Origin of the sequence: Anaerostipes sp. AF04-45, from assembly GCF_003461725.1 — a bacterium.
GTDB classification, from domain to species: domain Bacteria; phylum Bacillota; class Clostridia; order Lachnospirales; family Lachnospiraceae; genus Anaerostipes; species Anaerostipes caccae.
Map to the genome: position 1 here is coordinate 85317 of NZ_QTXQ01000009.1, position 12419 is coordinate 97735.

Annotated in this window: 11 protein-coding genes; 1 reads left to right on the forward strand and 10 read right to left on the reverse strand. The window is 44.7% G+C overall.

From position 1 onward, the window contains the following. The 9 genes from DWV34_RS13685 to DWV34_RS13720 form a co-directional block, all read right to left on the reverse strand. Entirely contained in the window at positions 1–1212 is a 1212-nt protein-coding gene (locus tag DWV34_RS13685; RefSeq protein WP_009288932.1) for a Wadjet anti-phage system protein JetD domain-containing protein, read from the reverse strand. Beyond that, positions 1193–4576, reverse strand: a complete 3384-nt coding sequence (locus tag DWV34_RS13690; protein ID WP_118476515.1) for an ATP-binding protein — start codon at positions 4574–4576, stop codon at positions 1193–1195. Before DWV34_RS13690 ends, DWV34_RS13685 begins: the two co-directional genes overlap by 20 nt. Beyond that, positions 4515–5171 (reverse strand): DUF4194 domain-containing protein, encoded by a 657-nt coding sequence (locus DWV34_RS13695; RefSeq protein WP_006566036.1) that lies wholly within the window; start codon positions 5169–5171, stop codon positions 4515–4517. The genes DWV34_RS13690 and DWV34_RS13695 overlap by 62 nt, the downstream gene beginning before the upstream one ends. Next, complete coding sequence (locus tag DWV34_RS13700; protein WP_009288936.1) at positions 5168–6529, reverse strand: Wadjet anti-phage system protein JetA family protein; 1362 nt, start codon at positions 6527–6529, stop codon at positions 5168–5170. The genes DWV34_RS13695 and DWV34_RS13700 overlap by 4 nt, the downstream gene beginning before the upstream one ends. 407 nt (positions 6530–6936) lie before the next feature. Further along, positions 6937–7146 (reverse strand): hypothetical protein, encoded by a 210-nt coding sequence (locus DWV34_RS18215; RefSeq protein WP_009288937.1) that lies wholly within the window; start codon positions 7144–7146, stop codon positions 6937–6939. A 45-nt stretch (positions 7147–7191) separates the two neighbouring features. After that, a complete protein-coding gene (locus DWV34_RS13705) occupies positions 7192–7332 on the reverse strand; it encodes a FeoB-associated Cys-rich membrane protein (protein ID WP_022261098.1) in 141 nt (46 codons plus the stop codon). A 59-nt stretch (positions 7333–7391) separates the two neighbouring features. After that, positions 7392–9575 carry a ferrous iron transport protein B gene (feoB, locus tag DWV34_RS13710; RefSeq protein WP_118476516.1) on the reverse strand — a complete coding sequence of 728 codons (2184 nt, stop codon included), beginning with the start codon at positions 9573–9575 and terminating at the stop codon, positions 7392–7394. A gap of 92 nt (positions 9576–9667) precedes the next feature. Next, positions 9668–9889 carry a FeoA family protein gene (locus DWV34_RS13715; RefSeq protein ID WP_006566042.1) on the reverse strand — a complete coding sequence of 74 codons (222 nt, stop codon included), beginning with the start codon at positions 9887–9889 and terminating at the stop codon, positions 9668–9670. Between the two features lie 12 nt (positions 9890–9901). Next, the gene (locus DWV34_RS13720; protein ID WP_009288940.1) at positions 9902–10117 is read right to left on the reverse strand and encodes a FeoA family protein; all 216 of its coding nucleotides are present in this window, start codon (positions 10115–10117) and stop codon (positions 9902–9904) included. 194 nt (positions 10118–10311) lie between these two features. On the opposite strand from DWV34_RS13720, the gene DWV34_RS13725 reads away from it, so the two are divergent. Continuing rightward, entirely contained in the window at positions 10312–10671 is a 360-nt protein-coding gene (locus DWV34_RS13725; protein ID WP_009288941.1) for a metal-dependent transcriptional regulator, read from the forward strand. A gap of 27 nt (positions 10672–10698) precedes the next feature. Here DWV34_RS13725 and DWV34_RS13730 read toward each other — a convergent pair whose 3' ends face one another. Beyond that, positions 10699–12378, reverse strand: a complete 1680-nt coding sequence (locus DWV34_RS13730) for a GGDEF domain-containing protein (RefSeq protein WP_118476517.1) — start codon at positions 12376–12378, stop codon at positions 10699–10701. Positions 12379–12419 lie beyond the last annotated feature (41 nt).

A 12419-nucleotide genomic window follows, 5' to 3' on the forward strand; every position in this document is an offset into this window, starting at 1 on the left:
TTACCGGCATCTAAGTTCCGCATTTTCCTGTGGTTCACCGGATGCCAGTAAAAAACTTTCCTGTTCCAGACCTTTTCCTTCTCTGACCAAAAGTTCTTTCATCTCCATTAGTTCAGGAATTTCGTCCATCCTCAACTTTTTTAATTTTTTTAAAGTCCCAGGTTCCATTTCCACCGCATACTTTTCATATTTATGATAGATTTCCTCATCCATTTGACAGGGCATGAGATCCGGAAATATTTTTTGTTTGATATACCGGTAGATCAGGATACCTCCGTAATCCAAATCTCCAGAATGGAAGCATTCTGTCTCTGCACAAAGACTCTCCCGCAGATTGATGAGAAACTCCCTTTCTTTCGGTGTAAAAAACCCATGGCTGTAAATGATGACGGCTTCTTCATCATAGGGCGCTGCCATATAGTTTGCTTTATTTTCTATGGTCAGGATTCTCTTTATGTTTTGACCCGACTGGGGTTTTGCATGGACCAGCATCTGTGAATTTAAGACTGCGCCGTAACGAAATTGTCCCAAATTTATTTCCTGTCCGTCCACTGAAATTCGCAGCGGCCCTTTTAACGCAAGCTCCTGTGAATATTCTTCAATGAAAAGCTGGGAAAGGACCTGCGTATGATCCATACCTTCCTCTATATCTGTATGATATTTTCTGGCTATAGACAGCACAGTGCTTTCCAGTTTTTTCTCAAAAAGCTTGGAATCGCCCAGACAATATTTGCTGAAAACCCTTTTATACAGCGGCTCCTTCAATCCATCGATCCCTTTAAGACATCGAAACAGCTCTTCCCGTTTTGAAAATTCTGACGGGATTTTGCCCTGCTCTAACCGTTTCATACAGTCCCTTAAATAATCTTTTATCCACAGTCCTTTGACCGAATGAAGAAAGTTTTCAACATCCGCCATATTTTCTTCCATCACCTGAAACTTCGGCCGGATACCGGACATTTCATATATGAGCGCAAGATCCTTTAAAGAATAGCGTATCCTTCGTATATCCACCCCTACGGCTTCCCACTCAATTTTCAACAGGCCCTGACACTCAAGTTCTCTGGCTGCATTTATAAACTCTGTTTTTCCGATCTGATCATATAGTTCCTGGTGAACCAGAAAGGAACGGTTTCCTTCCGCTCCCTTCTTCCAGTCCGATGCAGACTTCTCAGTCTTTTCGATGATCATTTTAAGCAGTTCCTTCTTCATCCTCTGCTTCCTCCATCAGATGATCAAATTCCCGTTTTTCAAACTCCTGTATAGAAATACTTTTTTTATTCGGATTGGCATAGACAAAGGTCTTGTCTACGTTTTCCAAATAATTCTGTATCTTATCATTGGTGGCGCTTATGATAGCCTGGAATCCGAGTCCACGGATCAGTTCAATACAGCTGGCTACCTTCTCCGCATCCATCTTGGAAAAGGCTTCGTCAAGGACAACCAGCCGGATCGTAGGGCTTCTCCTTAACTTTGGCGACAGATTGATCCGGTAGGCCTGGGCAAAGCTCGCCAAAAGGGCTACATAGAGGGGATTCTGCCCTTCCCCTCCCGAATTTTTCTTGATCATCCTGCCAAGACCGATGGTCAGCTTTTCTTCCCCCTCCACGATCTGTTCCATATCGAAAGACAGATAGGTCCTGTAATCCGCGTATTTTTCCATGTTCCGCTTGGCCTCTTCCAGTTCTTCCGGGGATGCATTCTCCGGAGGTATGAAAATATCGATCAGGTCACTCATGACCTCTCCGTAGCGGTTTTCATGCTCCATGGAAAACAGATTCATCTGGTGATCCATGGATGCATCCAGAGTGGACGGATCGATCTGAAGCGATTCATCCATAAACATCGGATAGTAAACACCATCAGGGCCCTTGTTTTTCGTGATGCGGAACTGATACTTATCTTTTCCGAAGTCCAGCCGGCTGATGATCCGGTTTAATTCGTCCCTTCTCTGATATGCTTCCAATATGGCATACCTGATCTTGGATATAAAATCGTCCTTAAAATGCTCGGCCGCTGACCTTGCCTGTTCTCTTGCCCTCTCCTGATAATCCGCAAGATGGTCACATTCAAGCTTCTGCAGCAGCTCTTCATATGGCTCATTGGTCTCAATGGCCGGCGAGAAGGTCCGGTTCGGATACTCCCTCAAATATTCGGAGCGCAGTTCTACAAGTGATCTGTAAGCTTCTTCCCTGCTGTTCTCCGCCTGTTTGATCTTCCTGAATGTCCCGTTTTTAAGGCTTTCAAGATTTGACGGCATCCGCCCCTGCATATAGTCATCAAAGGCTTTTTCCAGTTCTTCGCTGCGACAAAAACTTCTCTCCTGTTCCGTCAGCTCACTGTTTGCGGAAACATAGAGCCTCTGCCAGTCCTCGATCTGTTTTTCCCTGTTCCAGACGGCTCTTGAAACTTCATTTAACAGTTCCTGTTTCTGTGCCTGAAGCCTCTTATTCTCTCTCTGTCTTTCTTCCAGTTCACCGATGGATTCTTCCTTCATCTTCATCATCTGATCCTGAAGATCTCTTTTAAGCGCCGTTTTCTCTTTTATTTTCTTTAAGGCTTCCTGCTGTTCTATATATTCTTCCTCAGAACGCCCCAGAGCTTCCAGTCTCAAAATATCTTCCGCTTCTGCCAGCATCCTGGCAAACGGTTCTTTTTTGGCCGAAAGCTGTTTGAACTCTTCCTTCAGATCTCTGATTCTCTGTTTCACACTGCTCTCACCGATATAGGAACGCTTCGTATAATCCGCCGGATTCAGCCGTTTCAGCTGAAAATTCTTGTAGAGCAGACAGTCAGGAGTCACTCCGGTCCTCTGATTCCTCAGTTCTTCAATGGTTTGGCATTTGATCACCCTTCCGAGAAGCAGGTCCACGAAACTTCTGACATACGACTCCTTGGCAATCACTTCCTCTGCCAGTGCGTGATCCATGACGGACGGCTTTTCTTTCAGGATCTTTTCTGTGTCTAAAATGGAGGCTCTGAAAAACTGCTTTTCATCCATTTCCCGATAGATCTCCATAGCCGCCTTGGCATAATCCGGCTCCACGACCAGCGAAAGTTTATTTGATCCTAAATACCCTTCCACGGCTTTATGCCATGTCTCCGACTTCATGTCCAGAAGATCTGAGAGAATATGTACCTTTACCGCTGCTTGGAACTTAGAACTCAAACGGTTCTGAAGCTCATACCGGGCATTTTCCAGTTCTCTGGGATAAGCCTTATTCCCTTTTTTCAGTTCTTTCAGCTCCCCGACGATTTCCTTTTCCCGCTTCTTGAGCCTTCTCAGTTCTGAGGCCGCATCCTGCCGGTCGTTTTCCACTTCTTCCCGGATTTCCTTTAAACTGTGCCGGAGTCTGCGCAGTTCTCCGAGACTGATATCTCCCTTGGAAAAGCTTTCAATATCCCATATGGTCTGATTCGGTGTCACGTCCAGTTCTGCCCACCGGCTCAGCCCTGTGGACGTCTGCTGCCATGCGGCCCTGCTTTTTTGCAGCTGATCCAAGAGTTCATTGACACCCTGCAGTTCTGTTTTTAAATTCTCGTAGCCGCTGTTTGCGATCTGCTTTACCAGACGGTCATATTCCTCTGCGAGATCTGCAAGCTGGCCAGACAGTTCCTTTCTGTTCTTCTCCTGGGTCTTCTTATCTTCCCCTGCCTTCTCTATTTTTTCGTGCAGGTCTCTGATCTGTTCTTTCAGCAGGAGCATTACGAGCTTTTCCATCCGGTACTGACAGACCCGAACCTCCTGCTCTGCCCTGGAAAACCGGTCGTAACCGGTTCCTATCTGCTTTAAACTGCCGATCTCCTTCAGCGTATCTTCGATCTTCCTGCGCATCCTGCCGTACTGAAGAACACTTTCCTGCATATCTTCGATCTGGATATCCTGTTCCATACAGATGTATTCCCGCACAAAATCTTCCAGCTTAATGTTCATTTTAAACGGGATCGCCCGCTTGAAAAGTCTCGGAAATTTCTCCGCGTCCAGTCCTCCCAGATAGATGTCGTAGAGCTGCCTCCGAAACCTCTCATTGCTGGAACCGAAATAAAATTCTTCTTTCGGAAAATGTTCCTTTATGTAATCTCTCACCTCTGTTGTTGCCATGGCACGGTCTTCTTTTCGGTAGCGGTTTTCAAGGATTCCTCCTTTATGCCAGAAAAACAGCCTGGAAATCTCATTGGTGGCAGTCTCCACGTCAAAAACGACTCCGACACACTCCTTTGCTCCGGTAACCGTCTGCTCAAGTTCCAGCACGATCGTTGTAGAAAAATTTCGGTTTCTGATATATTTTCCCTCATTATTGTCTCCCACCGAAATCATGCCTCTCAAATATTCGATCAGGCTCCGGTCCGAGTCATCGGCCGCCGCCTTGTTGAAAAATCCCCTTCCGTCCGTGTTGGCGTACAGAACGATCTGAAGGGCGTCGATGACCGTAGATTTTCCGCTGCCGGAATGTCCGGTAAAGAAATTGATCCCTTCACTGAAAGAAAGCACTTTCCGTTCAATATAATGCCAGTTATTCAGACAGATCTTCGATAGTGCTTTGAATGCCTGTTTGCTCTCCGTCTTCTTCTCCACGTTCGTCCTCCTCCGTAAATGTTTCTATCAATTTCTGTACATCAGCACCGAGAAGAACCGCGTTGATACACGGATACACCACCATGCGGCTCTCCTCATTAAGGTCTTCGAGTACGTCCATCGGCTCGATGATCTGGTATTTTTTGAGCAGAGAAATGGTCTTTCTCATCTCTGTCGCAGAAGACAGGTTCTTAAGCAAGGCAAAATCTCCGATCTTTTCATTGATTTCTCCCAGCGACGTATACACATAGCTGCTTGCAGACGCTGTTTCCATCTGCTCATCGTAGATCAGCTTTAAGATCAGCAGATAAATAGTAGCCAGTCTGGGCAGCTTTTCTCCCAGGACGGTCTCCCCCTGGATATAAAAAACTCCCATATGACTGTTATCCCGAAGTTCCAGCCCGGCAATCGAAAAATACTCCCTTAAAAATTCCAGGTGCTGATTTAAGATCCTGTAATCCTTCTGGAAAGCAAATCTTCCGGTCCTCTTTTCGTATTTCCGTTCCAGCACAAAGGTCTGCCGGAACAAAATCTGGATGACACGCTTTACATCATCCTTCTCCTCATCGCTCAGCTGTTCATAGTATTCAATCATGACTTTCTCCTCACAAACAACAGATCCGGATAACGGTATTTTCCATTTTCCAGCATCTTATTTTCCCTCTCGATCACCTGATACCGGCTGTTTTTCCTGGTACAGTAGTCATAGGCCAGGATCAGCTTTTCAAACGACTCATCGTCGCCGATATTGACATCTCTCATTTCCATGGATCCGTCTTCCATATGGCTTTCCAGAAACTCCTCGATTTCTTTTTTACTGTAACGTGTATGGATCTTATTGAGTCTCAATACTTCTTCCCTGGTAAGTTCCCGCACATCTTCATCCGGCTCTAACCGGCTGATGAAATCTCTCCTTTTCTTTCTTCTGTAAAAAGATTTTTCAGACAGGACTTCTAGACGTGACAGGTTCATTTTTTCCGCCACCTGAGAAAGCCGTTCTTCCCTCTTTTCGTCGATTTCCAAGTGCTTTAAAAGACTGACCACCATTCCTTTCATATCTGCCTCGCCGCTGAGCATGTAGTTGAGTCTTGTGACTGTGGCGCGCACATATTTGGAATGTTCTTTGTCCATGTTGGCGATCCGGTGCTCAATGTCGTCAAAACCTCTCTCGATGGCATCCAGAATGTCAAGCACATCTTCCTTTTCATCCCTGCCCTCAGCTTTTGCCTTGGCCCGGACTCTCTCGATCCACTCCGCGTCTTCCCGCATTTCCTGAAGACATTTCTTAATATCCATTTTGTAGAGATAGAAATTATCGTTGGTCTTTAACATATGGTACTTTTTCTTGACGATCTCTTCCACATATCCTTCTAAATGTTCCGCCAGAACATCGCCGTAAGACTGCTGTTTCAGCAGGCGTCCGAAAAATTTGTCCATGTTGTGAAGCAGATCCTGAAGTGCCTTGTTCAGTTTCTTCGTATTGATCAGGGCTGTTTTCAGCATCCCAAGGTTGATCCGTTTATCATTTTGAAAGGAGAACAGTGTCGCATAGACATTTTGGATATAAATCTCCGTATCTTCCATCTGCGGATTCACGAGCTGTTCAAAAGCATCGAGAAAAACGGCCGCGTAATCGGGAATGACAATGTTGGATGTCAGCGTAGAAAAGTCATCCAGTTTTTTCAGCCAGCCGGTCTTAATCAGCCAGTTTAGTATCCGGTTTGGGGGAGTCTCCAGTACATCCAGTTCTGATTCAAACTCTTCCCGCTGGAGCCAGATGCGCTTGTCCGCATTCCAGTCGCTCAGGACCTGAATACAGACCTCCCGGCTCAGAAAGTAGTTGTTATATTCATATTCTTCACTGATTTTCAGCAGCGCTTCTATGTAATGATCCCGGTTTACAGAACGGAACAGGCTCCAAAAAGAATCCGGGATATCGTAACCAAATCTCATAGCTCCTCCTTTGTGTTTTGCTCTTTTATCATAACATAAAAACGGCAGCTTGTGGACTGGTGTGGTTCAGCAGACAGAAGGCAAAAAAATAGAAGGCAGAAATTATAATTTCTGTCTCCTGGACATAGAAAGAAGATCTTTATACAATACAACTTTTGTTACTGTTTATCTGAGAACTTTGCTGCCATAGACCAGCACACTACCCAATTTCAATACAACTCTTGTTGATGTTTATCTGGAACAAAGTTAGTAATGTAACACAGTATCAGATATTTCAATACAACGCTTGTTGATGTTTATCCTATACGGCTCCGGCATCTCCATCCATGCTATCGGCATTTCAATACAACGCTTGTTGATGTTTATCCTCGGCTCCTTGCATTTCAGGCAGGTGCATGGTAAAAATTTCAATACAACGCTTGTTGATGTTTATCCCTCGTTTTTAAGCCATTTCTATTTTTTATTATAGCCAGTTTCCCTGATAAAATCAACGTTTCCTTTGTTTTTTCCCAACCACCTTCATATTTTCTGTTTTTTCTTTCAAATCGCCTGTAAACCACCATTTTCTGCGGTTCTGCCATTCTATTTAAATATTTGTGGTTGGGAAATCCAATCATTATCAGCCAGCCTCAATGTAGTCAGCTGAGACAACTCTCCATTTCTCAATGACCGCAGTGCCCGCCGCAATGTTTGCAGTCATTCCCGCACTGGATCGACTTTCCCTGTCTCTTATCCTTTACCATGCTTCTGACGATCAAACTGACAATACCAAGGACAGCCAAACCTACTGCTATTGTTCCCATAGAAACCTCCTTTATCATGCAGGTCTGCACACCAGGTGCAGACCTCTCTATTTCCAATATTATCTTGTTCCTGTTACCTCTTTCAAATCAACCTTTAACTTCTTGCTTTCCCTGTACGGCCTCACCAGCAGATAGATAAAACCAATTATCAACAGAAAAGCAACGGCTGTACCAATCCCAAAAGTTCCTGTGGTGATTAATGTTCCGATCTGGTATACACAGAGGGAAACCACATATGCAAGCCCTGTCTGATATCCGACGGCAAACCAGAACCATTTTTTGTTGTTCATTTCTCTCTTAATAGCTCCCATTGCTGCAAAGCATGGTGCACACAGCAGATTAAATACGAGGAAGGAATATGCTGCCGCCGCAGTCATGCTTCCGGCAAGGGTTCCCCAAATCTCAGCACCGTCTTCTGCCACTTCCGCAAAACCAAACAAAATCCCAAAGGTACCTACGACATTTTCTTTCGCCACCAATCCGGTGATCGCAGCTACAGCTGATTTCCAGTTGCCCCAGCCAAGCGGTGCAAAAATCCATGCGACGCCGTTTCCGATGGCGGCAAGAATACTGTGGTCAAGTTCCATGTCGGTCAGCATTCTGAACTGTCCGTCGACCCATCCGAAGTAAGTTGTAAACCACACAAAAATGGTTGACAGAAGGATAATGGTTCCCGCTTTTTTAATGAAAGACCATCCGCGCTCCCACATACTTCTCAGTACATTGGAAACCGTCGGCATATGATATGCGGGAAGTTCCATGACAAACGGCGCCGGATCTCCTGCAAACATCTTTGTTTTCTTCAAAATAATTCCAGAGCAGATAATGGCTGCGATTCCCACAAAATAAGCACTCGGTGCCACCCACCATGCACCGTGGAACAGGGCTCCTGCGATCAGCGCGATGATCGGCAGCTTTGCCCCGCACGGAATGAATGTCGTTGTCATGATCGTCATTTTACGGTCCCGGTCATTCTCTATCGTCCGGGATGCCATGATACCCGGCACACCGCACCCGCTTCCGATCAGCATCGGTATGAAGGATTTCCCGGAAAGTCCGAACTTGCGGAAAATCCGGTCCATAATAAACGCTACTCTTGCCATATATCCGCAGGACTCCAGGAACGCAAGGAAAATAAACAGCACCAGCATCTGCGGCACGAACCCTAATACCGCACCTACACCGGCAACCATACCGTCGAGGATCAGTCCCTGCAGCCATCCGGCACATCCGACTGCATTCAGTCCGGCTTCAATTACGGAAGGGATACTCGGCACGCTGAGTCCGAAAAGGCTCCATCCGTTGCCGAACACTCCGTCGTTTGCCCAGTCTGTCGCCCATGTTCCTATCGTGCTGACAGAGACATAATAGACAACAAACATTACCGCCGCAAAGATCGGAAGTGCCAGAAATCTGTTTGTGACAATACGGTCGATCTTGTCAGATGTCGTCATCGTTTCTTTTCGGTTTCTCGTAAAACACTGTTCAATGATGGAAGAAATATAGGTATAACGTTCATTGGTGATAATGCTTTCTGTATCATCATCCATGATCTCTTCAATCTTCTTGATTTCATCAGAAACATCCGGAACCAGTTTCATCTGTTCCTGAATCTTATCGTCTTTCTCCAGCATCTTGATGGCAAAGAAGCGCTTCTGTTCTGCCGGGACTTCACTGCCCAGCTTTGATTCTATGGAATTCAGAACTTCTTCTACCTGAGGGTCAAACGTATGTACCGGCGGTGCTGCTTTTCTGTCATTTGCAAGAGCCACCGCTTTCTCAGCCGCTTTTTTGATCCCCGTTCCTTTCAGTGCAGAAATCTCTGTCACTTCACATCCAAGCTTTTCACTCAGCTGTTTGATATGGATCTGGTCTCCGCTCTTTTCTAAGACATCCATCATGTTGACTGCCATGATGACCGGAATCCCAAGCTCCATCAGCTGCGTGGACAAATAAAGGTTTCTCTCGATATTTGTACCGTCTACGATGTTTAAAATAGCATCCGGCCGTTCCCCGATCAGATAGTTTCTGGCAACAACTTCTTCCAATGTATACGGTGAAAGGGAATAGATTCCCGGAAGATCCATAATGGTGACATCCTTGTACCCCTTCAACTTTCCTTCCTTCTTTTCCACCGTGACACCGGGCCAGTTGCCCACAAATTGATTGGATCCCGTCAAAGCGTTAAACAACGTTGTTTTACCGCTGTTAGGGTTTCCAGCTAAAGCAATCTTAATTGACATTCTGCATTTACCTCTTTTCTTTTCATACACTCTTGTTTGTTTATACTTATTTATATTAGTTTCGACTAACTCTTATACAAAAAAAGAAAAAGCTATTCTACTAAAATCATTTCCGCATCCGCTTTTCTCACAGATAGTTCATATCCCCGCACTGTAATTTCCACCGGATCGCCCAGAGGCGCTACCTTCCTTACAAACACATCCACTCCTTTTGTGATTCCCATATCCATGATACGGCGTTTTACAGGTCCTTCTCCATTCAGCTTCTTAACCTTTGCAGTTTCTCCGCAGGCTACTTCTTTTAATGTCTTCATTTTCTCTCCTTTTTAGTTCACCATAATCTTATTTGCCATATCTCTGCCGATCGCCACTCTGGAATCTTTGACATTTACAATGACATTTCCGCCGATGACAGATACGACAGTCACCATCCCGCCAACAGTAAATCCGAGATTTTCAAGAAATCTTTTCGTTTCTCCCCTGCCGCCGACTTTACAGATGATATTTTCTTCCCCTTCTCTTACCATTGTTAAAGGCATCATGATCCCTTCTTTCTTAATTGGTATCGATTATCATTTCCACTCATTAATTAGTATATTCTAACATATGTTAGCAGTCAATATCTCTTATTGATTCTTTTTATCAATAAGCCAAATGTTTGAAGTATAGGATAAGATATGATATACTTTGTAATGCTTTACATAAAAATATATATCATTAGAAATGAGGTAAATTCATGAGTTTAAATGAATCTGCTGAAAATTATTTAGAAACGATCTTAGTCCTGAGCAAATCCCGTCCTGTTGTCCGTTCCGTAGATGTAGCGACAGAGTTAGGGTTTAAAAAGTCCAGTGTCAGCGTAGCTATGAAAAAGCTCCGCCAGAACGAACATATTACTGTTTCGCCGGAAGGATATATTTATCTCACAGTCTCCGGAAAGGAGATTGCGGAGATGATCTATGAGCGGCACAAACTTCTTTCATCCTGGCTTACGGCGCTGGGTGTTGACAAAGATATTGCAGCCGAAGATGCCTGCCGGATCGAGCACGTCATCAGCAAAGAGAGTTTTGAAGCTATAAAAAAACACGTAAAATAACAGAGATGCCAAGTTGTATTGGCGTCTCTATTTTTCTGCATGTTTCGCCTTCTCTTTACTTTCATACATTTTCGCATCCGCCTGATGGAACAGCCGGTAAATAAAATCTGTCCCTGTGTTTTCTCCCTTAGCCCAGCCTCCTGCCGCATCCAGGCCTTCCGGATTTCCCTCTCCGTACTTCCGAATGTTCTCTCTAAAACTGCAGAACACCTCTTCAATGCTTTCATCCGGTATATGTTCCATAATGACTGCGAATTCATCTCCGCCGATACGATAGCATCTCCCAATCGCTGAAAATGCATCTTTCACAGAATCTGCAGTATCTTTGATCAGTCTGTCTCCTGCCGCATGACCATATGTATCGTTTGTATACTTGAGATTGTTGACGTCGAATACTGCGACCGCAAAAGTGTTTGTGTCCCTCTTTGCGTGAAGAATCCCTGCATCCCGATCAAACGCTGCCCTGTTTCCAATCCCCGTCATAGCGTCTTTGTATGCCAAACGGCGGTATGTTTCCGCCTCCATACTGGTCCTGAGCAGCCCCATCCCCCTCCTGAGACTGACATAACAGAGAGAAAGGTAAAATCCAATCAAGCCAATGCGGAAAAACAACGAATTATCACTGATCTTTTGAGGGAGAAATGCAGCCAGAGAAAGCATTGCCCCGGCTGCCAGTATGCAAATACCGATCAGTACAAAAAATGTGTCTTTGTTGTGGTAATGAAGCAATTCTCTCAGACAAAGGAAAATACTGGCCGCAACTGTACAGATGATTAAAAAATGGGTCACGGGCAGTGACATTATCAGGTCAACAGTTCCTGTGATATAAAGTACCGCGCAAAAAATCGTCTGAAGAAGAAAAAGAATGCTCAGACAGTCCAGAGCCCCTTTGCCATGCCGGCAGATCTGACGCAGAAACATTAAATATGGTACAGGCATCAGTGTAAACAGTAAAAATGACAATATATATATGGGAGCCAGTTGTTTGGTTAAAAATTGAGGAATTTTTGAATCTGTAATGATCCACAGCGTGGAAATGACGATAAACAGACCGATATACACAAAATCTTTGCTGTTATAATCCAGTCCTTTCCAGCGAAGCAGACAGAAAACAAGAAGGAAACACAAACCCAGCACACCGGACAGAACAGCGAATACAGCGATTCCGATACAGTTTTCGCTGATCATCTGCATCACTGCACTGCGGTTTCCATATTTTATTTCGGGGATCTTCCATCGTCCGGGTGTGTTCGGGGAAGTGATTTTTACAGCAATGGTTTTTCCCTGAACACCCTCCGGCAGATCGATAATATTCCAAATGTTCCCCAGGATCCAGCCTGCGGGACCTTTATTTCCTGCCCCGTAAGAGTACAGCTTTCGATCTCCCGCAAAAACTTCCACAGCCTGATGAAAATTTTCCATGCAGAGCACTGCGTCTTCCGCCGCTGGTTTTGACAGATCCAGATAAATGGTCAGACTTTTTCTCCCGCTGTCCTTAATCTTCACCGGAAGACTTGAAATTTTTGCCTTCTTCCCTTCTTCTATATAATACCAGCCTTCTGAAAGGGATGTTATCTCCTGCCTTTGATTAATGCTGATATTGTCTGTGTGATAATTCTTCATACCATACACAAAGGTTCCCAGTGCCGTAATGAGGGATAAAATGACAAGAAACGCAAAACTGTAATTTCTTGTTTTTTCTTTCATCTGTATATCCCTCCTATTCCTTAATTTTAAATTGATTTTAT

Excerpts from the sequence above, each read along its gene's own strand:
- DWV34_RS13685 (WP_009288932.1), bottom strand. The coding sequence starts at position 1,212 with ATGAAGAAGGAACTGCTTAAAATGATCATCGAAAAGACTGAGAAGTCT.
- DWV34_RS13695 (WP_006566036.1), bottom strand. The coding sequence starts at position 5,171 with ATGATTGAATACTATGAACAGCTGAGCGATGAGGAGAAGGATGATGTA.
- DWV34_RS13700 (WP_009288936.1), bottom strand. The coding sequence starts at position 6,529 with ATGAGATTTGGTTACGATATCCCGGATTCTTTTTGGAGCCTGTTCCGT.
- DWV34_RS18215 (WP_009288937.1), bottom strand. The coding sequence starts at position 7,146 with ATGATTGGATTTCCCAACCACAAATATTTAAATAGAATGGCAGAACCG.
- DWV34_RS13705 (WP_022261098.1), bottom strand. The coding sequence starts at position 7,332 with ATGGGAACAATAGCAGTAGGTTTGGCTGTCCTTGGTATTGTCAGTTTG.
- feoB (WP_118476516.1), bottom strand. The coding sequence starts at position 9,575 with ATGTCAATTAAGATTGCTTTAGCTGGAAACCCTAACAGCGGTAAAACA.
- DWV34_RS13715 (WP_006566042.1), bottom strand. The coding sequence starts at position 9,889 with ATGAAGACATTAAAAGAAGTAGCCTGCGGAGAAACTGCAAAGGTTAAG.
- DWV34_RS13720 (WP_009288940.1), bottom strand. The coding sequence starts at position 10,117 with ATGATGCCTTTAACAATGGTAAGAGAAGGGGAAGAAAATATCATCTGT.
- DWV34_RS13725 (WP_009288941.1), top strand. The coding sequence starts at position 10,312 with ATGAGTTTAAATGAATCTGCTGAAAATTATTTAGAAACGATCTTAGTC.
- DWV34_RS13730 (WP_118476517.1), bottom strand. The coding sequence starts at position 12,378 with ATGAAAGAAAAAACAAGAAATTACAGTTTTGCGTTTCTTGTCATTTTA.